Genomic DNA, 22,548 nt, shown 5'->3' with positions numbered 1-22,548 from the left:
GCCGATATACTATCATTATAAAAATTAAAGAGGCGATTTAATATGTCTGAAAACTTAAATCTGTTCACATCAACTCAAGATGTTATTCAAGATGCTCTAAATAAACTAGGCTATGACGAAGCAATGTATGAATTACTAAAAGAGCCGCTTCGTATGTTACAAGTACGCATTCCAGTTAAAATGGATGACGGTACAACGAAAGTATTTACTGGTTACCGTGCTCAACACAATGATGCAGTAGGGCCAACTAAAGGTGGGGTACGTTTCCACCCAGCTGTTTCCGAAGAGGAAGTTAAAGCGCTTTCAATGTGGATGACCTTAAAATGTGGTATTGTTGATCTACCATACGGTGGAGGTAAAGGCGGTGTCATCTGTGACCCACGTCAAATGTCTATGGGTGAAATCGAACGTCTAAGCCGTGGTTATGTTCGTGCGGTTAGTCAAATCGTTGGACCAACAAAAGATATTCCTGCTCCAGATGTATTTACAAATGCACAAATTATGGCATGGATGATGGATGAATATAGCCGTATGGACGAATTCAACTCTCCAGGTTTCATCACAGGTAAGCCACTTGTTCTTGGTGGTTCTCAAGGTCGCGATCGTGCAACTGCACAAGGTGTAACAATCGTTATCGAAGAAGCAGCGAAAAAACGTGGTATCGACATTAAAGGTGCGCGCGTTGTTATCCAAGGTTTTGGTAACGCAGGTAGTTTCTTAGCTAAATTCATGAACGATTTAGGCGCTAAAGTTATCGGAATTTCTGATGCATACGGTGCACTTCATGATCCTGAAGGTTTAGATATCGACTACTTATTAGATCGTCGTGATAGCTTCGGTACAGTAACAACATTATTCGAAAACACAATTTCAAATAAAGATCTTTTAGAGCTTGATTGTGATATTTTAGTTCCTGCTGCGATTGAAAACCAAATTACTGCAGACAATGCGCACAATATTAAAGCGAACATTGTTGTAGAAGCAGCCAATGGTCCAACAACAGCTGAAGCAACTAAAATTTTAACAGAGCGTGGCATTTTACTAGTACCAGACGTATTAGCATCTGCTGGTGGTGTTACAGTTTCTTACTTCGAATGGGTGCAAAATAACCAAGGTTATTACTGGACAGAAGAAGAAGTAGAAGAACGCCTATACAAAAAAATGGTTGATGCGTTTGAAAATGTATATACAACTGCGACGACACGCAACATCAATATGCGTTTAGCTGCATATATGGTTGGTGTGCGCCGTACTGCTGAAGCTTCTCGCTTCCGTGGCTGGGTTTAATCAATAGTTATTCTTTAAAAAGACATTCCTACAAAGGGATGTCTTTTTTTTAATTTTATTCAAGTCGTGCATTTGAGTGACGGACGGCGACTCCTGCGGTTAGTAGGGTGGCCACTTTCTACTACAGGACGCTAAAAAGAGATGTTTTAGCCGACGTGCTGGCAAGCAATTTTATTACCTTTGTTTTGTATTTTTTGGTTTTAAATCTTTGCTTTCTGCATTGTAATTATGAGAAAATCCAACTAGAAAGGGGCGAATTCAATGGATTCATTTACATTTTATAACCCAGTGAGATTACACTTTGGTGAAGATGCGCTGGAAAAATTACCGAAAGAGTTAGCGCAGTATGGTAGCAAAGTGCTTGTTGTTTATGGTGGGGGTAGTATAAAGCGTAATGGTGTGTACAATGCTGTTATGGAAAAACTACAACAAGCGGATAAAACGATATTCGAATTAAGTGGTGTAGAGCCTAATCCGCGTGTTGAAACGGCGCGAAAAGGGATTGATATTTGTAAAAAAGAAGGTATTGATCTTGTACTTGCTGTTGGCGGCGGTTCTGTCATTGATTGCTCTAAGTTAATTGTTGCTGGAGCGAAATATGAAGGCGATGCATGGGATATTGTTAAGAAAAAAGTATTGATCCAAGATGCATTACCACTTGGAACGGTTTTAACATTGGCGGCTACAGGGTCTGAAATGAATTCAGGTTCTGTCATTACGAATGCAGCAACTGAAGAAAAGCTAGGCTGGGGTAGTCCTGCTACATTCCCGAAATTCTCTATTTTAAATCCAGCTTACACGGTGTCAGTACCGAAAAATCACACAGTTTACGGTATGGTTGATATGATGTCTCACGTTTTGGAGCAATATTTCCACAATACGACGAATACACCAGTGACAGATGAAATGTGTGAGGGTGTTTTACGAACGGTTTTATCGACAGCACCTAAATTACTGCAAAATTTAGAGGATATCTCATTGCGTGAAACGATTTTGCTTGCTGGGACAATCGGTTTAAACGGTTTCCTATCAATCGGCTCGCGCGGAGATTGGGCATCACATAATATCGAACATGCTGTATCTGCAATTTATGATATCCCGCATGCCGGCGGTTTAGCGATTTTACAACCGCATTGGATGCGTCTAAATGTACCCGTCAATCCAGAGCGTTTTGCAGGCTTAGCTACTCGTGTATTCGGAGTTGATGCGACAGGCAAAACAGCAGAAGAAATTGCTTATGAAGGAATTGATCGATTATCGGCATTTTGGACTTCATTGGATGCGCCAAGTCGTTTAGCAGATTATAATATTGATGATTCAAAATTCGAGCAAATTATTGCACATGCCATGCAAAATGGACCATTTGGTAACTTTAATAAACTACAAGAAGAAGATGTGCGTACAATTTTACAGAACGCGTTATAGTTTTACGATAAATAAAGCCAATTGCCGGTATAGGCAATTGGCTTTTCTTCTATTTAATGTTTATTATAGGCAGTTGATGGACGTTCGCCTACGTGTACCCAGTTTGCTTTACCATCATCTTCATCAAATAAAATGGCCACTTTGGATACACCTTTTTGGCTTAAAATCACTTCTGTTAAATGATCGCGGACATCATCTAAAAATGCAAGCGATAATTTTGCATCTGCTTCAGCGACTAATTCTACGTGTAAAAATTCGCCTTCTTTGACAACCTCTAAGCGAACAATATCTTTAATATTAGGATCATCCATTACGATATGGGCGATATGATTGAGCATTTCTTCATCTGTTTCCCCGATAACACCACGGGCATTATCCAGAAATACCTTCCCAACAACATAAAACATCATGCAGCCAATAATGATTGATACAAGCCCTTCGATTCTCGTCCAACCAGTAAAATGTGCAATTAAAATAGCGATAAAGGCTAAAACGTTACCACCCGTAGCGACTAAATCTTCCATAAATACTAATTTCGTTGCTGGTTTTGCGCGATTCAAAAATCCAAATGCTTTCGGTAAAGACATTAGACCAGCTTTTTCTTGCCCTGCTTCGTGTAAAACTTCTACAGCCGCTTTAGCAAGTACGGTTCCTTCTAAAATGATTCCGATTAATAATACCCCAAGTGCTATAAACATTCCTTTTGATTCACCTGAAGGATGCATAAAGTGATGCCAGCCTTCTTTTATCGTTTCATAAGAAAGGATCGCTACAATAATCACGGCAAATAGGCAGACTAGGTTGACGATTCGACCAAAGCCTCCTGGGAATTTCTTTGTCGGAGCTTTTTTGGATAATGCGGAACCAACATATACGAAAAATTGGTTTGCTGCATCTCCTAGTGAATGCATCATTTCGGCAAACATAGCGACGTTGCCCGTGAAGAAGAAGGCAATTCCTTTAATAATTCCTAAAAACGCGTTTACAAATGCTGCCATTAGAGAAGGTTTATTACCTTCCTTTAATAGTTTCAATAGTTCTGTCATTAAAGAATCCTCCAGCTAATTTAAAATTTCCATTTCAATTTTTTCGATATAGGGTAAAGTACGTAATGAACGATAAAACGACAGTAAGTTATCTGAGACAATTAACGATAAACGGAAATCTAATTCGTGTAACACTTGATTATTGCCTATTGGGATATCTTTAATACGAATGTTTTCAATTACAATATTGCTGTCCTTTAAAAATAGAAGGAATGTTTCGGTATTGTTATCATCATCAATCTGGACTTTTAACGATACTTCTCGCATACGAATGCGCTTTGGTCCGATTTTCATAAGAAATGGGGATAATACTTCGATTCCAAAAACAATAATAATTACAGCTAATGTTGCATCCATATAAAAGCCTGCGCCAACAGCAATACCAATACCTGCGGCTCCCCATATCATGGCGGCAGTAGTTAAACCTGAAATGCTATCGTTGCCGCGTCTTAAAATAACGCCTGCCCCAAGAAATCCTATGCCGCTTACGATTTGCGCTGCCAGACGAAGGGGGTCCATCGTAATATTAATTTCTGCTCTCGGAGGTGTTGAGTACGCGGTCTCAATAGAAATAATGGTTAGTAAACAGCTGAATGTCGCAATAACTAAACTGGTCTTTAATCCAACTGGTTTCTTTTTTAATTCCCTTTCAATACCGATTACTAAACTTAATGTGGCTGCAATCACTAATTTTATGCCAACTTCATATGTAATCATATTCTCCAATAATGTTTCCAAACGCACCCCTCCATATATTTCGTATTGCTAAGAGATATGCAAGCTGTCATTATTATATGTACATTACTTTTTTGTATTGTACATCAGGGGAGTAATGAAGTATAAGTTTTTTTTTCTGGAGGTCGATTTATATGAATGAACCAAAGATTCATCCATATATCCCTATTTTTATTGGTGTTATTTCAGTATCTTTATCAGCCATTTTTGTGAAATTGGCCAATGCGGAGTCTGGTGTTATTGCTTTCTATCGTATGCTGTTTTCCGTCATAATCATGGCACCGCTATTTTTCTGGAAATATACAAAAGAATTAAAGCATTTATCTAGTCGAGATTGGCTTTTTTCTTCAATTGCAGGGGTATTTTTAGCATTTCATTTTATTTTGTGGTTTGAATCACTAAATTACACATCTGTTGCGAGTTCAACTGTACTTGTAACATTACAACCACTTTTTGCTTTTGTTGGTACATACTTTTTCTTTAAAGAAGCGATTACTGTAAAAACAATTATGGCAGGGGCAATTGCTATTGTCGGAAGTGTATTAATAAGTTGGGGAGATTTTAAACTAAGTGGATCTGCTTTTTATGGGGATATGCTTGCGTTAATTGCCTGCGCGCTTATAACAACCTACCTATTATTTGGCCAAGATGTACGAAAACGATTATCGCTTGTTACATATACAATGATTGTTTACATAGTAAGTACGATTACATTGTTTTTCTATGTTCTACTAAAAGGTGAATCATTCGGTCCGTATTCTTCAATGGATTGGATATGGTTTATTTTATTAGCCATTGTTCCGAATTTATTTGGTCATACTTTATTTAATTGGTCTATTAAGTATGTGAGTACGAATGTTGTCTCTATTGCTATATTATTCGAACCAATTGGAGCAGCTATATTAGCTCTTTTTATTTTTAAAGAGTATTTAATCGCTACTCAAATAATCGGCGGATTAATTGTTATAGTAGGGATTCTATTGTTTGTAGTGGATGAAAAAAAGATTTTAAATTTTTTTAAGAAAAAAGCTTGATTTTTATATTGCTATATTATATATTATTACTTGTCCTTAACAAGGAGGACAACTTGATTGAAACAAATTTAAAAAAGTTGTTGACTTCTTGTTAATCGCAAGTTATACTAATAAGGTCGCTGAAAACGAGCGATGATAAATGAACCTTGAAAACTGAACAAGCAAAACGTAATCAATATAGTTTCTAAGTTAACTTAAGTTAGCGGTTGAAACAAAAATTTTGGACATCAAAATTGATGCCAGCAAACAATTTGAGCTAATCAAATTTCTTTTATGGAGAGTTTGATCCTGGCTCAGGACGAACGCTGGCGGCGTGCCTAATACATGCAAGTCGAGCGAACAGAGAAGGAGCTTGCTCCTTTGACGTTAGCGGCGGACGGGTGAGTAACACGTGGGCAACCTACCCTATAGTTTGGGATAACTCCGGGAAACCGGGGCTAATACCGAATAATCTGTTTCACTTCATGGTGAAATACTGAAAGACGGCATCTCGCTGTCGCTATAGGATGGGCCCGCGGCGCATTAGCTAGTTGGTGAGGTAACGGCTCACCAAGGCGACGATGCGTAGCCGACCTGAGAGGGTGATCGGCCACACTGGGACTGAGACACGGCCCAGACTCCTACGGGAGGCAGCAGTAGGGAATCTTCCACAATGGGCGAAAGCCTGATGGAGCAACGCCGCGTGAGTGAAGAAGGATTTCGGTTCGTAAAACTCTGTTGTAAGGGAAGAACAAGTACAGTAGTAACTGGCTGTACCTTGACGGTACCTTATTAGAAAGCCACGGCTAACTACGTGCCAGCAGCCGCGGTAATACGTAGGTGGCAAGCGTTGTCCGGAATTATTGGGCGTAAAGCGCGCGCAGGTGGTTTCTTAAGTCTGATGTGAAAGCCCACGGCTCAACCGTGGAGGGTCATTGGAAACTGGGAGACTTGAGTGCAGAAGAGGATAGTGGAATTCCAAGTGTAGCGGTGAAATGCGTAGAGATTTGGAGGAACACCAGTGGCGAAGGCGACTATCTGGTCTGTAACTGACACTGAGGCGCGAAAGCGTGGGGAGCAAACAGGATTAGATACCCTGGTAGTCCACGCCGTAAACGATGAGTGCTAAGTGTTAGGGGGTTTCCGCTCCTTAGTGCTGCAGCTAACGCATTAAGCACTCCGCCTGGGGAGTACGGTCGCAAGACTGAAACTCAAAGGAATTGACGGGGGCCCGCACAAGCGGTGGAGCATGTGGTTTAATTCGAAGCAACGCGAAGAACCTTACCAGGTCTTGACATCCCGTTGACCACTGTAGAGATATGGTTTTCCCTTCGGGGACAACGGTGACAGGTGGTGCATGGTTGTCGTCAGCTCGTGTCGTGAGATGTTGGGTTAAGTCCCGCAACGAGCGCAACCCTTGATCTTAGTTGCCATCATTTAGTTGGGCACTCTAAGGTGACTGCCGGTGACAAACCGGAGGAAGGTGGGGATGACGTCAAATCATCATGCCCCTTATGACCTGGGCTACACACGTGCTACAATGGACGATACAAACGGTTGCCAACTCGCGAGAGGGAGCTAATCCGATAAAGTCGTTCTCAGTTCGGATTGTAGGCTGCAACTCGCCTACATGAAGCCGGAATCGCTAGTAATCGCGGATCAGCATGCCGCGGTGAATACGTTCCCGGGCCTTGTACACACCGCCCGTCACACCACGAGAGTTTGTAACACCCGAAGTCGGTGAGGTAACCTTTTGGAGCCAGCCGCCGAAGGTGGGATAGATGATTGGGGTGAAGTCGTAACAAGGTAGCCGTATCGGAAGGTGCGGCTGGATCACCTCCTTTCTAAGGATTTTAACGGAATGTTTCGTTTAGAACGAAACAATGATTACGTTTTTGCTGTTCAGTTTTGAAGGTTCATTCTTCCGAATGAAACACTTCAAAACTTGTTCTTTGAAAACTGGATAAAACGACATTGAAATTGTAACAAACACATTTATTTTTAAATTAAGTTTTTTAGGCTTAATAACTTGGTTAAGTTATTAAGGGCGCACGGCGAATGCCTTGGCACTAGGAGCCGAAGAAGGACGGCACTAACACCGATATGCTTCGGGGAGCTGTAAGTGAGCTTTGATCCGGAGATTTCCGAATGGGGGAACCCACTACGTTTAATCGCGTAGTATCTTGACGTGAATACATAGCGTCTTGAAGGCAGACCCAGGGAACTGAAACATCTAAGTACCTGGAGGAAGAGAAAGAAAAATCGATTCCCTGAGTAGCGGCGAGCGAAACGGGAAGAGCCCAAACCAAGAGGCTTGCCTCTTGGGGTTGTAGGACACTCTATACGGAGTTACAAAGGAATGAGTTAGATGAAGCGACTTGGAAAGGTCCGCCAGAGCAGGTAAAAGCCCTGTAGTCGAAAGTTTATTCCCTCCAGAGTGGATCCTGAGTACGGCGGAACACGTGAAATTCCGTCGGAATCCGGGAGGACCATCTCCCAAGGCTAAATACTACCTAGTGACCGATAGTGAACCAGTACCGTGAGGGAAAGGTGAAAAGCACCCCGGAAGGGGAGTGAAAGAGATCCTGAAACCGTGTGCCTACAAGTAGTTAGAGCCCGTTAATGGGTGATAGCGTGCCTTTTGTAGAATGAACCGGCGAGTTACGATTACGTGCGAGGTTAAGCTTTAGAAGGCGGAGCCGCAGCGAAAGCGAGTCTGAATAGGGCGAATTAGTACGTGGTCGTAGACCCGAAACCAGGTGATCTACCCATGTCCAGGGTGAAGGTGAGGTAACACTTACTGGAGGCCCGAACCCACGCACGTTGAAAAGTGCGGGGATGAGGTGTGGGTAGCGGAGAAATTCCAATCGAACTTGGAGATAGCTGGTTCTCTCCGAAATAGCTTTAGGGCTAGCCTCGTGATGAGAATACTGGAGGTAGAGCACTGTTTGGACTAGGGGGCCATCCCGGTTTACCGAATTCAGACAAACTCCGAATGCCAGATATTTATACACGGGAGTCAGACTGCGAGTGATAAGATCCGTAGTCAAAAGGGAAACAGCCCAGACCACCAGCTAAGGTCCCAAAGTAATCGTTAAGTGGAAAAGGATGTGGCGTTGCACAGACAACCAGGATGTTGGCTTAGAAGCAGCCATCATTTAAAGAGTGCGTAATAGCTCACTGGTCGAGTGACGCTGCGCCGAAAATGTATCGGGGCTAAACGATTCACCGAAGCTGTGGATTGACATCTACGATGTCAGTGGTAGGAGAGCGTTCTAAGTGCGTTGAAGTCAGACCGGAAGGACTGGTGGAGCGCTTAGAAGTGAGAATGCCGGTATGAGTAGCGAAAGACGGGTGAGAATCCCGTCCACCGTATGACTAAGGTTTCCTGAGGAAGGCTCGTCCGCTCAGGGTTAGTCGGGACCTAAGCCGAGGCCGATAGGCGTAGGCGATGGACAACAGGTTGATATTCCTGTACCACCTCCTCACCGTTTGAGAAATGGGGGGACGCAGTAGGATAGGGTAAGCGCGCCGTTGGTTGTGCGCGTCCAAGCAGTAAGGCGTGTGTGTAGGCAAATCCGCACACTGTAACGTTGAGCTGTGATGGCGAGTCCGTATGGACGAAGTTCCTGATTTCACACTGCCAAGAAAAGCCTCTATCGAGGTGAGAGGTGCCCGTACCGCAAACCGACACAGGTAGTCGAGGAGAGAATCCTAAGGTGTGCGAGAGAACTCTCGTTAAGGAACTCGGCAAAATGACCCCGTAACTTCGGGAGAAGGGGTGCTCTTGAGCGTGCAAGCGCATGAGAGCCGCAGTGAATAGGCCCAGGCGACTGTTTAGCAAAAACACAGGTCTCTGCAAAACCGTAAGGTGACGTATAGGGGCTGACGCCTGCCCGGTGCTGGAAGGTTAAGAGGAGTGGTTAGCGCAAGCGAAGCTGCGAATTGAAGCCCCAGTAAACGGCGGCCGTAACTATAACGGTCCTAAGGTAGCGAAATTCCTTGTCGGGTAAGTTCCGACCCGCACGAAAGGCGTAACGATCTGGGCACTGTCTCAACGAGAGACTCGGTGAAATTATAGTACCTGTGAAGATGCAGGTTACCCGCGACAGGACGGAAAGACCCCGTGGAGCTTTACTGTAGCCTGATATTGAATTTTGGTACAACTTGTACAGGATAGGTAGGAGCCAGAGATCTCGGAGCGCCAGCTTCGAAGGAGGCGTCGGTGGGATACTACCCTGGTTGTATTGAAATTCTAACCCATGCCCCTTAGCGGGGCAGGAGACAGTGTCAGGCGGACAGTTTGACTGGGGCGGTCGCCTCCTAAAAGGTAACGGAGGCGCCCAAAGGTTCCCTCAGAATGGTTGGAAATCATTCGTAGAGTGTAAAGGCACAAGGGAGCTTGACTGCGAGACCTACAAGTCGAGCAGGGTCGAAAGACGGGCTTAGTGATCCGGTGGTTCCGCATGGAAGGGCCATCGCTCAACGGATAAAAGCTACCCCGGGGATAACAGGCTTATCTCCCCCAAGAGTCCACATCGACGGGGAGGTTTGGCACCTCGATGTCGGCTCATCGCATCCTGGGGCTGTAGTCGGTCCCAAGGGTTGGGCTGTTCGCCCATTAAAGCGGTACGCGAGCTGGGTTCAGAACGTCGTGAGACAGTTCGGTCCCTATCCGTCGTGGGCGTAGGAAATTTGAGAGGAGCTGTCCTTAGTACGAGAGGACCGGGATGGACACACCGCTGGTGTACCAGTTGTCTTGCCAAAGGCATCGTTGGGTAGCTATGTGTGGACGGGATAAGTGCTGAAAGCATCTAAGCATGAAGCCCCCCTCAAGATGAGATTTCCCATTACGCAAGTAAGTAAGATCCCTCAAAGACGATGAGGTAGATAGGTTCGAGGTGGAAGTGTGGTGACACATGGAGCTGACGAATACTAATCGATCGAGGACTTAACCAAAAACGTTTGAAACATTCAATGAACCGTTTATCCAGTTTTGAAAGAATAACACTTTCTAAAAGAGAGCTTCAAGACACCAGTAGTACAAGGAAGCAAACGAGAGATTGAAGGAGCGTACTTATGTACGTGACTGATTGAACGAGAGCAGCTGACGCAGTAATACGCCGTGTATTGAAGGTCGAACATAGTCTAGTGATGATGGCAAAGAGGTCACACCCGTTCCCATACCGAACACGGAAGTTAAGCTCTTTAGCGCCGATGGTAGTTGGGGGTTTCCCCCTGTGAGAGTAGGACGTCGCTAGGCATAATACCCAGGAGGATTAGCTCAGCTGGGAGAGCATCTGCCTTACAAGCAGAGGGTCGGCGGTTCGAGCCCGTCATCCTCCACCATATGCCGGTTTAGCTCAGCAGGTAGAGCAACTGACTTGTAATCAGTAGGTCGTGGGTTCGATTCCTATAGCCGGCACCATTTTTTGAGCCATTAGCTCAGTTGGTAGAGCATCTGACTTTTAATCAGAGGGTCGAAGGTTCGAGTCCTTCATGGCTCACCATTTAATTGCCAACAATAATATGCGGGTGTGGCGGAATTGGCAGACGCACTAGACTTAGGATCTAGCGCCGCGAGGCGTGGGGGTTCGACTCCCTTCACCCGCACCATTTATTTTCAAATTCATAATTGCCAGGATAAATAATCTTATGCACATGCGGAAGTAGTTCAGTGGTAGAACACCACCTTGCCAAGGTGGGGGTCGCGAGTTCGAACCTCGTCTTCCGCTCCAACTGTGCCGGGGTGGCGGAACTGGCAGACGCACAGGACTTAAAATCCTGCGGTAGGTGACTACCGTGCCGGTTCGATTCCGGCCCTCGGCACCATTTTTTAAAACAAGCGCCCGTAGCTCAATTGGATAGAGCGTCTGACTACGGATCAGAAGGTTGTGGGTTCGACTCCTGCCGGGCGCGCCAATAAATGAACGGGAAGTAGCTCAGCTTGGTAGAGCACTTGGTTTGGGACCAAGGGGTCGCAGGTTCGAATCCTGTCTTCCCGACCATTTCCTTAAAATTAAAATTATGGGGCCTTAGCTCAGCTGGGAGAGCGCCTGCCTTGCACGCAGGAGGTCAGCGGTTCGATCCCGCTAGGCTCCACCATAATTTACAACCAGTATAAAGATCCTGGCGGTGTAGCTCAGCTGGCTAGAGCATTCGGTTCATACCCGAAAGGTCGTGGGTTCGACTCCCTCCGCCGCCATCTTAAAGGACCTTTAGCTCAGTTGGTTAGAGCAGACGGCTCATAACCGTCCGGTCGCAGGTTCGAGTCCTGCAAGGTCCACCATTTATATAATACAACGGAGGTATACCCAAGTCTGGCTGAAGGGATCGGTCTTGAAAACCGACAGGCGGGTAACACCGCGCGGGGGTTCGAATCCCTCTACCTCCTCCAGTTTTTATTTTCATAAATGGTGTACTAATAACTCGATATCAAATTATATTATTTTCGCGGGGTGGAGCAGTGGTAGCTCGTCGGGCTCATAACCCGAAGGTCGTTGGTTCAAATCCGGCCCCCGCAACCAAATGGTCCCGTGGTGTAGCGGTTAACATGCCTGCCTGTCACGCAGGAGATCGCCGGTTCGATCCCGGTCGGGACCGCCATTTTTTAAGAAGTTAATAGCTTAGTAAGAAGTATATGGGTCAGTAGCTCAGTTGGTAGAGCATTAGATTGAAGCTCTAAGTGTCGGCGGTTCGATTCCGTCCTGACCCACCATATACGCGGGTGTAGTTTAATGGTAAAACCTCAGCCTTCCAAGCTGATGTCGTGAGTTCGATTCTCATCACCCGCTCCAAATGGGCCTATAGCTCAGCTGGTTAGAGCGCACGCCTGATAAGCGTGAGGTCGATGGTTCGAGTCCATTTAGGCCCACCATTATTCCGAAGTAGCTCAGTTGGTAGTAGCACCTGACTGTTAATCAGGTTGTCGCAGGTTCGAGTCCTGCCTTCGGAGCCATTTTTATGGGGAAGTACTCAAGAGGCTGAAGAGGCGCCCCTGCTAAGGGTGTAGGTCGGGTAACCGGCGCGAGGGTTCAAATCCCTCCTTCTCCGCCATTGGCCCCTTGGTCAAGCGGTTAAGACACCGCCCTTTCACGGCGGTAACACGGGTTCGAATCCCGTAGGGGTCATACTAAAACACAACCGATGTGAGTATTCACATCGGTTGTGTTTTTTTAGGAAGAATCAAAACAGGCAAGGATAAAATAGAAAAAGTGTTAGATTGATTATAGTCAATCTAACACTTTTTTGCTGTAAACGTTGATGGTCAATATGGTAATGACTTCTTCTTCGAAATAACTGTAAAGACCAAGTAGGAGCCAGCCATCTCCGTATTTGTCATAGCGAATATTGATAAACATCTTTGTCTTTTTTATTAAAATTAAAGTAAGTATTGTCCTAGCACTTTTTGCTTAACTTCGCATCAACATTCTTTCGAGCGAACAAATAGCTTCTTTAGCCGTTGACACGTCCACTTGAATCTGATTATGTGGTTTCCCTTGATCAATGCTTTCGAGTGACCACAGTAAATGTGGAAGGTCTATACGATTCATTGTCAGACAAGGGCAAAAGTTTTCGTTCAAAGAGATAATATGTTTATCTGGATGCTGCTTAATAATGCGGTTTACTAAATTCATTTCTGTTCCAATTGCCCATGCTGATCCGCTAGGGGCATGATTAATCGTCTCAATAATATATTTTGTTGAACCTGCATCATCTGCAGCAGCGACGACTTCACGGCTACATTCAGGATGTACAATAATACGCATATTTGGATGTGCTTGTCGAACCATTGCTGTATGGTGCACTGTAAAGCCTTCGTGAACCGAACAATGCCCTTTCCATAATATTACTTGAATCGTTTCTAGCGCTTGATCTGTTTCAAGCGTATTCGTATGTGGATTCCAAACAGCCATATGTTCTAGAGGGATACCTAAGTCGAACGCTGTGTTTCTTCCTAAATGCTGATCTGGTAAAAATAAAATACGTTGCTTTTGAGAAAATGCCCATTGTACCATCTTTTTTGCATTGGAGGATGTTACACAAGCGCCACCATGACGTCCAGTAAATGCTTTAATTGCTGCTGTTGAATTGACATATGTTAGCGGCAATATGGTATCTCCAAAAAGTTGTTGTAAAATGATCCATGCTTGTTCTGTTTGATAAATATCAGCCATATCAGCCATTGAGCAACCTGCCCGCATATCTGGTAAGTAGACATGTTGTTTGTCAGTTGTCAGCATATCGGCTGTTTCTGCCATAAAATGCACACCACAAAATACGATGTGCTCGGCTTCTTTATTAGCTGCAGATATTTGAGCTAGCTGTAAGGAATCTCCTGTAGCATCAGCAAACTGAATTACTTCATCTTTTTGATAGTGGTGCCCAGGTATAAAAAGCTTCTTACCTAATTTTTTTTTAATAGCTAAAATACGAGATTCCATCTCGGCTGTTGGTAATGTTCGATAATGTTCAGGAAGTAGTGAAGTTTGGTGTAGTAAATTAGTGATGGACAAGTGTTTGTTCTCCTTTCAGTTCGGCAAGTGCGCTAATATCAAAAGCTTTTACAGAATGAGTTAGGGCTCCTAGTGAAATCCATTGAATCCCTGATTTCGCATAAGCATGAAGATTTTCGAGTGTAATTCCTCCAGAAGCTTCTGTCGCAATATGTGCCGGTACAGATGGAAGCCAAGCACGAATTTCTTCAGGGGTGCGATTATCGAACATAATAATATCCGCTCCAGCTAAAATGGCTTCCTCTAATTGATCCTTTGTTTCTATTTCTACTTCAATTTTTACTGTGTGCCCAATTTTTTTACGAACGGCTTGTACGGCTTTTGTAATACTACCTGCAAAAGCAATATGATTATCTTTAAGCATAATCGCATCGTATAAGCCACTTCGATGATTATAAGCACCACCAATTCGTACAGCATATTTGTCGAGCATACGTAATCCTGGCACCGTTTTGCGTGTATCGCAAATTTTTGCAGAGGTTCCTATTGTTTCACGCACAGCGATATTGGCGGCAGTGGCGATTGCAGACATGCGTTGAAGAAGATTTAAAATCACTCGCTCACCGATTAATAATTTTTGTATGGGTCCTTTTATAACAGCAAGAAGATCGCCATACTTGACGCTATCACCTTCATTTTTATGCATTGTTATATGCATGGCAGGGTCTAGTAAACGAAAACCATGTTCGATAATCGGGGTCCCGCAAAAAATACCACTATCTTTTGCATAAAAGGAGAAGGAGCCTTTTTGCTCAACGGAAAAAATAAGGTCGCTCGATATATCCCCATCTCCTAAGTCCTCATTAAAAAATTGTTTGAGCATTTCTTCGAGTTTGATGATATTCATACAATGAATTCCTCACTTTCATTTGTCCTTGTTGAAAAATAACCCAGCTTTGGGCCCATGCTGTTTCATTGTTAGGCAAATCGGAGCGAATATGTGCTCCACGTGTTTCAGTTCGTGTCAGCGCAGCGTGTACCATCAACGATGCCACAATATGCATCATATATAGTTCAAGTTGCTGTTGAGGTAAGTCCATGACGTTTACTTGAAGCAAATTTTGTAATGGAGGCAGTTGTGCGATAAAACGCTGCATATCGTCAGGATTTCGTACAATGCCTACTGAATGCATCATTGATTGTTGTAATTGTTCTTTTGATAATAGTGCAGGCATTGTTTGTTGCCGTTTTGCAACAGCTAGTGTGAAATTTGTTTGGTTACAACCTATTTTTAAAATAAATTGCGCCATTTTTTGGCCAAATGTAATGCCTTCAAGTAATGAATTGCTAGCTAAACGATTTGCACCATGAACACCTGTACAGGCTACCTCGCCAACAGCATAAAGGTTTGGAATGGAAGTTCGCCCTCTATCATCAGCAATCACACCACCCATTAAAAAATGGCTACCTGGGGCTACAGGAATTAATCCGTTTTGTAAATCGATACCATTTTCGATGCAAAGTTTTGTAATAGTAGGGAATTTATTTTCAAAATGCTGAATGCTTGTAATATCAATAAAGGTTTCTTGTCCCGCAGCCCGTTGACGATATAACGTATGGGCTGTAATATGGCGTGGTGCTAAATCGCGCAATGGATGCACGCCAGCCATTAGCGGTTGCCGCTTAGCATTAACAAAAGTACCTCCAGCTCCCCGTACAGCTTCAGAAACGAGTCCTTTAGCCTGCGCCTGACACCATAATAGACTTGGATGAAATTGCATAAATTCCATATCACTGATGGCAGCACCAACGCGATAGGCTAAGGCAATACCGTCTCCAGTGCTTGTAGGGTAGTTAGAAGTGCTTGGATAAAGAGCACCGGCACCACCTGATGCAAGAATGATATGATGGGCAAAATAACGTTTAATTCCTTTTTCGCTTTTTGTTACTACACCAATGCATGCACCATTCGTATTCACTAACAATTCAAAAGCCATTTCATTGCAATTTATTTGAATAGTAGAAGGAAGATGCTGTAGCAAGTAATCTATCAATATTTGACCCGTGCTATCGCCACCCGCATGTAAAATACGATGATGGCTATGTGCCCCTTCTAAGCCGAGGGCAGGTTCGCCGTTCTCTTGCCGATCGATCGGTAATCCTTCGGCTAAAAACTGCTGCATCATTACTTTTCCTTCCTTTACAAGTGATTCAACATATCGATGTTCATGATGATATTCACCTGCCGCCAATGTATCTGCAATATGCAAATTTGTATGGTCATCAGGACTAGTAACGACTGCTATGCCTCCTTGTGCACGATAAGAGCTACTCATTTGGACAGAGGATTTAGTAACAATTTGTACTTGAAAATGCTGTCCAAGTAGTCGTGCCGCTTGAAGTGACGCAATGCCACTACCAATAATAAGTACGTCTGTCTTTACATCCATAGGTATACCTTCTTTACAGTTGTCTTGACACATATCTTTACATAAAATAAAAAGGAAAACAAGACTTGATGACGAGAAAGGGAGAATTTGATGATTTACATGGATTTTGCAGCTACATCGCCTATGTCGCCGAAAGCGCTTCAGGCTTATTGTGATATAGCACAACGTTATTATGGAAATAGTGCGAGCTTACATGATTTAGGCGGTCAAGCACATTATTTTGTTGAGCAGGCGAGGGAAATTGTTGCAAGGACTCTCGGAGTTGACAAGAATGGAATCATTTTTACTGGAAGCGGAACAGAGGGCAATCTACTATCAATTTTGTCCCTGGCACTGGCTTCAAAAAAAGGGCGGCATATTATATCATCGCAAGCAGAACATACATCTGTTCATGCAGCACTAAAGACACTGGAAAAAATGGGGTTTACCGTCACGAAATTACCTTTACAACTAGATGGATGTATTCATGTAGAACAAGTGCGAGAGGCGATAAGAGAAGATACAGCACTCATAACCATTCAACATGTGAACTCTGAAATAGGTTCTATCCAACCTGTGAAGGAAATTGCAAGAATAGCCCATTGTGAAAATATATTTTTTCATGTTGATTGTGTGCAGTCCTATTGTAAGTTAGCAATAGATTCGTTTAGTGCATATGTAGATGCGCTGACACTATCTGCTCATAAAATAGGAGGACCAAAGGGCTGTGGTGCTGTTTATATAAATCCAAAGATTCGTGTTCCAGCATTAACACCTGGTGTTACACATGAACGCGGCCTACGTGGGGGAACATTAGACACGCCTGCCATTGTTGCGTTTGCGACAGCCATTGAGAATTTTCACTATGAGCGCCAACATTTTGAAGCGCTACGTCAATATTTCAAGGGAAAATTGCCTCCTGCTTGTCGACTAACTGAAAGCAAGGAGCAACTGCCTACTATATGCGGGTTAATGATGGACAAAGTGGAAGGGCAATATGTGCTATTAAAGTTAAATGAAAAGGGCATTTGTATTTCAACTGGTAGTGCCTGTGATATACACAGTGAATCGGGAACGAAAGCCATTTTATCAATGGGTTATACGATGGAGGAGGCACGTCAATTTTTTAGAATATCGTTCGGCCCAACTACAACATTCCAAGAAATAGATGCGTTATTGGACGCTATTTCTAATATGTAAAAAAATAATAATCAGTAATGGCAAATAGAATGTTGCATTATCCATGCTAGAACAGCTTTGATTTTCCGTTCTTTTTGCCACTTTCAGCTAACATCAAGGCTTATTCAAAACTTAGTGGACAACTAAAGAGAAAGAAGGATTCTAGAAATGGAACGGTCAACGATTGATGGCTATTGTTAACAAGTAAAGTAGCCATGAGGCAAAAGAGTTCTTTAAATGTTTTATGCTCAATCGCCAAACGATAGTTGAGTTAATAGAAATACAATCTTTAGAAAATAGTAGATCCTATTAGTTGATAAGCTAAACATTTTATTTTTTATAGAAATAAAATGTTTTCTTTTGAAAAAACAATTGCTATAATGAGTAGCAGAGCGATAATTGCTCTTACATAACGAAAATATCTTCAAAAAGTAATAATTTCTTTTTTTTTATTAAAAAGTGTTGCATTATGTTGATATACGTTATACAATAATTCTTGTCTTGAAGGACAGGTAAACAACTTCAAAACGAAATACATAATGGTTTCAACATATATTATATATTGAAAGCCAAGAGAGCTTCAAAATACAAGTAGTAATACATCGTGTATTGAAGGTCGAACATAGTCTAGTGATGATGGCAAAGAGGTCACACCCGTTCCCATACCGAACACGGAAGTTAAGCTCTTTAGCGCCGATGGTAGTTGGGGGCTTCCCCCTGTGAGAGTAGGACGTCGCTAGGCATAATACCCAGGAGGATTAGCTCAGCTGGGAGAGCATCTGCCTTACAAGCAGAGGGTCGGCGGTTCGAGCCCGTCATCCTCCACCATATGCCGGTTTAGCTCAGCAGGTAGAGCAACTGACTTGTAATCAGTAGGTCGTGGGTTCGATTCCTATAGCCGGCACCATTTTTTGAGCCATTAGCTCAGTTGGTAGAGCATCTGACTTTTAATCAGAGGGTCGAAGGTTCGAGTCCTTCATGGCTCACCATTTAATTGCCAACAATAATATGCGGGTGTGGCGGAATTGGCAGACGCACTAGACTTAGGATCTAGCGCCGCGAGGCGTGGGGGTTCGACTCCCTTCACCCGCACCATTTATTTTCAAATTCATAATTGCCAGGATAAATAATCTTATGCACATGCGGAAGTAGTTCAGTGGTAGAACACCACCTTGCCAAGGTGGGGGTCGCGAGTTCGAACCTCGTCTTCCGCTCCAACTGTGCCGGGGTGGCGGAACTGGCAGACGCACAGGACTTAAAATCCTGCGGTAGGTGACTACCGTGCCGGTTCGATTCCGGCCCTCGGCACCATTTTTTTAAACAAGCGCCCGTAGCTCAATTGGATAGAGCGTCTGACTACGGATCAGAAGGTTGTGGGTTCGACTCCTGCCGGGCGCGCCAATAAATGAACGGGAAGTAGCTCAGCTTGGTAGAGCACTTGGTTTGGGACCAAGGGGTCGCAGGTTCGAATCCTGTCTTCCCGACCATTTTCAAAAAATATGTAATTTATGGGGCCTTAGCTCAGCTGGGAGAGCGCCTGCCTTGCACGCAGGAGGTCAGCGGTTCGATCCCGCTAGGCTCCACCATAATTTATAACCAGTATAAAGATCCTGGCGGCGTAGCTCAGCTGGCTAGAGCGTACGGTTCATACCCGTAAGGTCGGGGGTTCGATCCCCTCTGCCGCCATCTTAAAGGACCTTTAGCTCAGTTGGTTAGAGCAGACGGCTCATAACCGTCCGGTCGCAGGTTCGAGTCCTGCAAGGTCCACCATTTATATAATATGACGGAGGTATACCCAAGTCTGGCTGAAGGGATCGGTCTTGAAAACCGACAGGCGGGTAACACCGCGCGGGGGTTCGAATCCCTCTACCTCCTCCAGTTTTTATTTTCATAAATGGTGTACAAATTACTCGATATCAATTTATATTATTTTCGCGGGGTGGAGCAGTGGTAGCTCGTCGGGCTCATAACCCGAAGGTCGTTGGTTCAAATCCGGCCCCCGCAACCAAATGGTCCCGTGGTGTAGCGGTTAACATGCCTGCCTGTCACGCAGGAGATCGCCGGTTCGATCCCGGTCGGGACCGCCATTTTAAAATAGGTTCAGTAAGTATATGGGTCAGTAGCTCAGTTGGTAGAGCATTAGATTGAAGCTCTAAGTGTCGGCGGTTCGATTCCGTCCTGACCCACCATACACGCGGGTGTAGTTTAATGGTAAAACCTCAGCCTTCCAAGCTGATGTCGTGGGTTCGATTCCCATCACCCGCTCCAAATGGGCCTATAGCTCAGCTGGTTAGAGCGCACGCCTGATAAGCGTGAGGTCGATGGTTCGAGTCCATTTAGGCCCACCATTATTCCGAAGTAGCTCAGTTGGTAGTAGCACCTGACTGTTAATCAGGTTGTCGCAGGTTCGAGTCCTGCCTTCGGAGCCATTTTTTTATGGGGAAGTACTCAAGAGGCTGAAGAGGCGCCCCTGCTAAGGGTGTAGGTCGGGTAACCGGCGCGAGGGTTCAAATCCCTCCTTCTCCGCCATTGGCCCCTTGGTCAAGCGGTTAAGACACCGCCCTTTCACGGCGGTAACACGGGTTCGAATCCCGTAGGGGTCATACTAAAACGCAGTAGATGTGATATTCACATTTACTGCGTTTTTTTTGCTAGAGTGAAAGTTTGGGAGTGAAATAGTTAGATATTAGAACGAAAGCGTTCCACCTTTTCATTATTATTGTTGCACAGGCTATCATTCTTTTTTATTGAATTTTCAGGTAATATAGTAATGGAAGATAAATAGAGGGGGATATGGATGAGCAATAATATGAGATGGGTGTATAATCGACATTATCATTTACAGCACAACATGGAGCAAGTAGTATCAGCACTACAAAGTTTTACAAGTGAACAGGTTCAACGTGTGGAACGATTTCAACATACATATGAAGGGTTTGAAAAAACACCTTTATATAGTTTGGATTATTTAGCATCCCATTTAGAGGTCAATAAAATTTTCGTTAAAGATGAGTCATTTCGATTTGGCTTAAATGCATTTAAGGTTTTAGGGGGCATTTATGCAATTGGACAGTATGTTGCGAAATTGCTAGGTCAACATATTGATGAACTATCATTTGAACAATTAAAGTCGCCTGAAGTAAAAGCACAACTAGGTGATGTAACCTTTATTTCAACGACAGATGGCAATCATGGACGGGGAGTTGCATGGGCTGCTAGAGAACTAGGATGTAAAGCACGGATTTATATGCCAGCTGGCAGTGCAGAAGAGCGTTTGCAAAATATTAAAAACGAAGGGGCCTATGCGGAAATTACGACGATGAATTATGATGATACCGTACGCTATACGTCACAGCTGGCAGAGGAAAATGGCTGGGTAATCATACAGGATACGATGTGGGAAGGCTATGAAGAAATCCCTTTATGGATTATGCAAGGCTATACAACTTTAGCGAAGGAAGCCGTCGATCAGTTGCAAGAAGCACCAACCCATGTATTTTTACAGGCAGGGGTAGGTTCCTTTGCAGGGGCGGTCGTTGCTTTTCTACAACATTTTTATGGTCAGCAAGTAACAGTTGTTTTAGTAGAGCCTGATGTAGCGAATTGCTTTTACGCAAGTTTTAAACAGGGAACGGAGCATTTTGTTACTGTCGGTGGAGAAATGCAAACGATTATGGCTGGCCTAGCATGTGGGGAGCCGAATCCTCTGGCTTGGGATATTTTAAAAGCATATACGAAAGTTAGTATTTGCTGTGATGAAAATGTAGCGGCAACGGGCATGCGTGTGTTAGCAAATCCAATTGGTTCGGATCATCGCATTATTGCAGGCGAATCAGGTGCAGCCCCGTTCGGATGTTTTTATGAATTAATGACAAATAAGGATTACCAAGATTTGAAGGCAGCTTTGCAGTTAAATAAACAATCAAACATACTATTTGTGAATACAGAGGGAGATACGGACGTAGAAAACTACCGAAATATTGTGTGGCATGGTAAGTATGCAAAATAGTACAAGTGAGCATCTCTCGGTTGATTGAGATGCTTTTTTTATTTTATGAGAATTGGACATGACACTATGATTGCAAAAGAGGTGATATAAATGAGTAACCATATAAAATACCAATGGCGGATAACGAAATATAATCCTGACTTCCGAAATAATGAAGGGCATTATACGAAGGACTTGGAATGGACAAGCCCATCTCACATTGGGAAGACAATCGATGGTGAAACCTTTACAGTAGAAAAATATATAGAGGTCGAAACTGCCTATGTTGCTACGATTATAAAGTTTTTAGAGGTCAATGATATACAATCTTTAACAATGATTAACACGACTTATATTGATGTAGGGTTAGATTCTGCTTTATATAACAAGTTATATGATAAAAAATTTGACAATCTTCACTTAAAAGATGATCAAGAGATAACGATTGATCAAATTCCTCTCATTGCTAAAATGGTATTACGGGGTTTTCTATTTTGTCATTTCATCGCTGCAGGTTTTTTTGTCCATTTTGGAGATGACTATTATATGTTTATTGGAACCAATCATTACCGAGAGGAACCATTACAATTTGCGCGGGAACATCATTTATTTGTAGAAGAAATGATTTCTCCATTTTATATCAATGAAGAGAACATCGAAAGAATGATCATGTGGACGCCAATTCATGAAGATACCGTAGTAGGCGAGGAAATACTAATAGACATTTCACTAGAGGAATATAGGGAAATATTGCACCTGTCAAATATTCATCCAGTTGTCGGGGTCTTTTCAATTACAGCGAGTAACCAACCGTTTTTTCAAAAAAAGTTAAAACATAAAATGGATATGAATAAGTATCAATATTATCTAAGTGCGGGGGATTAAGCTAACTGTATAGGATGATAAGCGCTGTGGCGAGTAGGAAGTAGCCACAGCTCTTTTTATTTTAGAATTATTTACATAGCCCTTGACCTTAACGCTACGTAAAGG

11 protein-coding genes, 40 tRNA genes and 4 rRNA genes are annotated in these 22,548 nt (G+C 43.4%); 50 read left to right on the top strand and 5 right to left on the bottom strand.

Annotated elements, in window-relative coordinates:
* The first annotated feature begins 42 nt into the window (after positions 1-42).
* Positions 43-1,287 carry a Glu/Leu/Phe/Val dehydrogenase gene (locus tag ACKVEV_RS11920; RefSeq protein WP_402926479.1) on the top strand — a complete coding sequence of 415 codons (1,245 nt, stop codon included), beginning with the start codon at positions 43-45 and terminating at the stop codon, positions 1,285-1,287.
* Positions 1,288-1,548: 261 nt separating this feature from the next.
* A complete protein-coding gene (locus ACKVEV_RS11915) occupies positions 1,549-2,712 on the top strand; it encodes an iron-containing alcohol dehydrogenase (protein WP_409366658.1) in 1,164 nt (387 codons plus the stop codon).
* A 53-nt stretch (positions 2,713-2,765) separates the two neighbouring features.
* On the opposite strand, the gene ACKVEV_RS11910 is transcribed toward ACKVEV_RS11915, so the two are convergent.
* Together ACKVEV_RS11910 and ACKVEV_RS11905 are read right to left on the bottom strand one after the other, a co-directional pair.
* Complete coding sequence (locus ACKVEV_RS11910; protein WP_409366657.1) at positions 2,766-3,758, bottom strand: cation diffusion facilitator family transporter; 993 nt, start codon at positions 3,756-3,758, stop codon at positions 2,766-2,768.
* A 15-nt stretch (positions 3,759-3,773) separates the two neighbouring features.
* Complete coding sequence (locus ACKVEV_RS11905) at positions 3,774-4,496, bottom strand: MgtC/SapB family protein (RefSeq protein WP_402926485.1); 723 nt, start codon at positions 4,494-4,496, stop codon at positions 3,774-3,776.
* A gap of 131 nt (positions 4,497-4,627) precedes the next feature.
* Here ACKVEV_RS11905 and ACKVEV_RS11900 point away from each other — a divergent pair, with 131 nt between their 5' ends.
* From ACKVEV_RS11900 to ACKVEV_RS11785, 24 genes are all read left to right on the top strand, one after another.
* Entirely contained in the window at positions 4,628-5,527 is a 900-nt protein-coding gene (locus ACKVEV_RS11900; protein WP_409366656.1) for a DMT family transporter, read from the top strand.
* Positions 5,528-5,797: 270 nt separating this feature from the next.
* Positions 5,798-7,350, top strand: a 16S ribosomal RNA gene (locus ACKVEV_RS11895).
* 187 nt (positions 7,351-7,537) lie between these two features.
* Positions 7,538-10,465, top strand: a 23S ribosomal RNA gene (locus ACKVEV_RS11890).
* A gap of 188 nt (positions 10,466-10,653) precedes the next feature.
* Positions 10,654-10,769: ribosomal RNA gene (rrf, locus tag ACKVEV_RS11885) — 5S ribosomal RNA — on the top strand.
* Together the 16S, 23S and 5S rRNA genes with 20 tRNA genes alongside form the textbook arrangement of a ribosomal RNA operon.
* 10 nt (positions 10,770-10,779) lie before the next feature.
* Positions 10,780-10,855, top strand: a tRNA-Val gene (locus ACKVEV_RS11880).
* Between the two features lie 3 nt (positions 10,856-10,858).
* A tRNA-Thr gene (locus ACKVEV_RS11875) sits at positions 10,859-10,934 on the top strand.
* A 6-nt stretch (positions 10,935-10,940) separates the two neighbouring features.
* Positions 10,941-11,016: transfer RNA gene (locus ACKVEV_RS11870), tRNA-Lys, on the top strand.
* Positions 11,017-11,037: 21 nt separating this feature from the next.
* Positions 11,038-11,122 (top strand) — tRNA-Leu (locus tag ACKVEV_RS11865).
* 47 nt (positions 11,123-11,169) lie between these two features.
* A tRNA-Gly gene (locus tag ACKVEV_RS11860) sits at positions 11,170-11,244 on the top strand.
* A gap of 5 nt (positions 11,245-11,249) precedes the next feature.
* Positions 11,250-11,338, top strand: a tRNA-Leu gene (locus ACKVEV_RS11855).
* Between the two features lie 13 nt (positions 11,339-11,351).
* A tRNA-Arg gene (locus ACKVEV_RS11850) sits at positions 11,352-11,428 on the top strand.
* Between the two features lie 9 nt (positions 11,429-11,437).
* Positions 11,438-11,514: transfer RNA gene (locus tag ACKVEV_RS11845), tRNA-Pro, on the top strand.
* A gap of 21 nt (positions 11,515-11,535) precedes the next feature.
* Positions 11,536-11,611, top strand: a tRNA-Ala gene (locus ACKVEV_RS11840).
* A 26-nt stretch (positions 11,612-11,637) separates the two neighbouring features.
* Positions 11,638-11,711 (top strand) — tRNA-Met (locus tag ACKVEV_RS11835).
* A gap of 7 nt (positions 11,712-11,718) precedes the next feature.
* Positions 11,719-11,795 (top strand) — tRNA-Ile (locus ACKVEV_RS11830).
* Positions 11,796-11,810: 15 nt separating this feature from the next.
* Positions 11,811-11,903 (top strand) — tRNA-Ser (locus ACKVEV_RS11825).
* Positions 11,904-11,958: 55 nt separating this feature from the next.
* Positions 11,959-12,033, top strand: a tRNA-Met gene (locus ACKVEV_RS11820).
* A gap of 3 nt (positions 12,034-12,036) precedes the next feature.
* Positions 12,037-12,112: transfer RNA gene (locus tag ACKVEV_RS11815), tRNA-Asp, on the top strand.
* Between the two features lie 36 nt (positions 12,113-12,148).
* Positions 12,149-12,224: transfer RNA gene (locus ACKVEV_RS11810), tRNA-Phe, on the top strand.
* 5 nt (positions 12,225-12,229) lie between these two features.
* Positions 12,230-12,303: transfer RNA gene (locus ACKVEV_RS11805), tRNA-Gly, on the top strand.
* A gap of 3 nt (positions 12,304-12,306) precedes the next feature.
* Positions 12,307-12,383: transfer RNA gene (locus ACKVEV_RS11800), tRNA-Ile, on the top strand.
* Positions 12,384-12,387: 4 nt separating this feature from the next.
* A tRNA-Asn gene (locus ACKVEV_RS11795) sits at positions 12,388-12,464 on the top strand.
* Between the two features lie 7 nt (positions 12,465-12,471).
* Positions 12,472-12,562, top strand: a tRNA-Ser gene (locus ACKVEV_RS11790).
* 2 nt (positions 12,563-12,564) lie between these two features.
* Positions 12,565-12,636, top strand: a tRNA-Glu gene (locus ACKVEV_RS11785).
* 282 nt (positions 12,637-12,918) lie between these two features.
* Here the strand turns inward: ACKVEV_RS11785 and nadA are convergent.
* From nadA to nadB, 3 genes are read right to left on the bottom strand one after another with little or no spacing between them, the layout of a single operon-like run.
* On the bottom strand, positions 12,919-14,022 hold the full coding sequence (nadA, locus tag ACKVEV_RS11780) for a quinolinate synthase NadA (RefSeq protein ID WP_409366655.1): 1,104 nt from the start codon (positions 14,020-14,022) through the stop codon (positions 12,919-12,921).
* On the bottom strand, positions 14,009-14,869 hold the full coding sequence (gene nadC / locus ACKVEV_RS11775) for a carboxylating nicotinate-nucleotide diphosphorylase (protein ID WP_409366654.1): 861 nt from the start codon (positions 14,867-14,869) through the stop codon (positions 14,009-14,011). Before nadC ends, nadA begins: the two co-directional genes overlap by 14 nt.
* Positions 14,826-16,412 carry an L-aspartate oxidase gene (gene nadB / locus ACKVEV_RS11770; RefSeq protein WP_409366653.1) on the bottom strand — a complete coding sequence of 529 codons (1,587 nt, stop codon included), beginning with the start codon at positions 16,410-16,412 and terminating at the stop codon, positions 14,826-14,828. The genes nadC and nadB overlap by 44 nt, the downstream gene beginning before the upstream one ends.
* 99 nt (positions 16,413-16,511) lie before the next feature.
* Between nadB and ACKVEV_RS11765 the strand changes: the two genes are divergently transcribed.
* From ACKVEV_RS11765 to ACKVEV_RS11650, 24 genes are all read left to right on the top strand, one after another.
* Positions 16,512-17,591, top strand: a complete 1,080-nt coding sequence (locus ACKVEV_RS11765; protein WP_409370543.1) for a cysteine desulfurase family protein — start codon at positions 16,512-16,514, stop codon at positions 17,589-17,591.
* 605 nt (positions 17,592-18,196) lie between these two features.
* Positions 18,197-18,312 (top strand): 5S ribosomal RNA (gene rrf / locus ACKVEV_RS11760).
* Positions 18,313-18,322: 10 nt separating this feature from the next.
* A tRNA-Val gene (locus ACKVEV_RS11755) sits at positions 18,323-18,398 on the top strand.
* Between the two features lie 3 nt (positions 18,399-18,401).
* Positions 18,402-18,477 (top strand) — tRNA-Thr (locus ACKVEV_RS11750).
* 6 nt (positions 18,478-18,483) lie between these two features.
* Positions 18,484-18,559, top strand: a tRNA-Lys gene (locus ACKVEV_RS11745).
* A 21-nt stretch (positions 18,560-18,580) separates the two neighbouring features.
* Positions 18,581-18,665 (top strand) — tRNA-Leu (locus ACKVEV_RS11740).
* A 47-nt stretch (positions 18,666-18,712) separates the two neighbouring features.
* Positions 18,713-18,787, top strand: a tRNA-Gly gene (locus ACKVEV_RS11735).
* 5 nt (positions 18,788-18,792) lie between these two features.
* A tRNA-Leu gene (locus ACKVEV_RS11730) sits at positions 18,793-18,881 on the top strand.
* Positions 18,882-18,894: 13 nt separating this feature from the next.
* Positions 18,895-18,971: transfer RNA gene (locus ACKVEV_RS11725), tRNA-Arg, on the top strand.
* 9 nt (positions 18,972-18,980) lie between these two features.
* Positions 18,981-19,057: transfer RNA gene (locus tag ACKVEV_RS11720), tRNA-Pro, on the top strand.
* 23 nt (positions 19,058-19,080) lie between these two features.
* A tRNA-Ala gene (locus ACKVEV_RS11715) sits at positions 19,081-19,156 on the top strand.
* 26 nt (positions 19,157-19,182) lie between these two features.
* Positions 19,183-19,256, top strand: a tRNA-Met gene (locus ACKVEV_RS11710).
* A gap of 7 nt (positions 19,257-19,263) precedes the next feature.
* A tRNA-Ile gene (locus tag ACKVEV_RS11705) sits at positions 19,264-19,340 on the top strand.
* Between the two features lie 15 nt (positions 19,341-19,355).
* A tRNA-Ser gene (locus ACKVEV_RS11700) sits at positions 19,356-19,448 on the top strand.
* Positions 19,449-19,503: 55 nt separating this feature from the next.
* Positions 19,504-19,578: transfer RNA gene (locus ACKVEV_RS11695), tRNA-Met, on the top strand.
* Positions 19,579-19,581: 3 nt separating this feature from the next.
* Positions 19,582-19,657: transfer RNA gene (locus ACKVEV_RS11690), tRNA-Asp, on the top strand.
* A 26-nt stretch (positions 19,658-19,683) separates the two neighbouring features.
* A tRNA-Phe gene (locus ACKVEV_RS11685) sits at positions 19,684-19,759 on the top strand.
* Between the two features lie 5 nt (positions 19,760-19,764).
* Positions 19,765-19,838 (top strand) — tRNA-Gly (locus tag ACKVEV_RS11680).
* A gap of 3 nt (positions 19,839-19,841) precedes the next feature.
* A tRNA-Ile gene (locus tag ACKVEV_RS11675) sits at positions 19,842-19,918 on the top strand.
* Between the two features lie 4 nt (positions 19,919-19,922).
* A tRNA-Asn gene (locus ACKVEV_RS11670) sits at positions 19,923-19,999 on the top strand.
* A gap of 9 nt (positions 20,000-20,008) precedes the next feature.
* Positions 20,009-20,099 (top strand) — tRNA-Ser (locus ACKVEV_RS11665).
* 2 nt (positions 20,100-20,101) lie between these two features.
* Positions 20,102-20,173: transfer RNA gene (locus ACKVEV_RS11660), tRNA-Glu, on the top strand.
* 194 nt (positions 20,174-20,367) lie between these two features.
* Positions 20,368-21,579, top strand: coding sequence for a diaminopropionate ammonia-lyase (locus ACKVEV_RS11655; RefSeq protein WP_409366652.1), 1,212 nt, complete (start codon positions 20,368-20,370; stop codon positions 21,577-21,579).
* Between the two features lie 90 nt (positions 21,580-21,669).
* On the top strand, positions 21,670-22,443 hold the full coding sequence (locus ACKVEV_RS11650) for a hypothetical protein (protein WP_409366651.1): 774 nt from the start codon (positions 21,670-21,672) through the stop codon (positions 22,441-22,443).
* Positions 22,444-22,548: the final 105 nt, after the last annotated feature.

This window comes from Lysinibacillus sp. 38-6 (assembly GCF_046245175.1).
GTDB lineage: Bacteria > Bacillota > Bacilli > Bacillales_A > Planococcaceae > Lysinibacillus.
This window is presented reverse-complemented; position numbering and strand designations above follow the sequence as displayed.

What these genes read in the sequence shown, in the direction of transcription:
- ACKVEV_RS11765 (WP_409370543.1), top strand. Translation starts at nt 16,512, where the DNA reads ATGGATTTTGCAGCTACATCGCCTATGTCGCCGAAAGCGCTTCAGGCT.
- ACKVEV_RS11655 (WP_409366652.1), top strand. Translation starts at nt 20,368, where the DNA reads ATGAGCAATAATATGAGATGGGTGTATAATCGACATTATCATTTACAG.
- ACKVEV_RS11900 (WP_409366656.1), top strand. Translation starts at nt 4,628, where the DNA reads ATGAATGAACCAAAGATTCATCCATATATCCCTATTTTTATTGGTGTT.
- ACKVEV_RS11910 (WP_409366657.1), bottom strand. Translation starts at nt 3,758, where the DNA reads ATGACAGAACTATTGAAACTATTAAAGGAAGGTAATAAACCTTCTCTA.
- ACKVEV_RS11650 (WP_409366651.1), top strand. Translation starts at nt 21,670, where the DNA reads ATGAGTAACCATATAAAATACCAATGGCGGATAACGAAATATAATCCT.
- nadB (WP_409366653.1), bottom strand. Translation starts at nt 16,412, where the DNA reads ATGGATGTAAAGACAGACGTACTTATTATTGGTAGTGGCATTGCGTCA.
- nadC (WP_409366654.1), bottom strand. Translation starts at nt 14,869, where the DNA reads ATGAATATCATCAAACTCGAAGAAATGCTCAAACAATTTTTTAATGAG.
- ACKVEV_RS11915 (WP_409366658.1), top strand. Translation starts at nt 1,549, where the DNA reads ATGGATTCATTTACATTTTATAACCCAGTGAGATTACACTTTGGTGAA.
- ACKVEV_RS11920 (WP_402926479.1), top strand. Translation starts at nt 43, where the DNA reads ATGTCTGAAAACTTAAATCTGTTCACATCAACTCAAGATGTTATTCAA.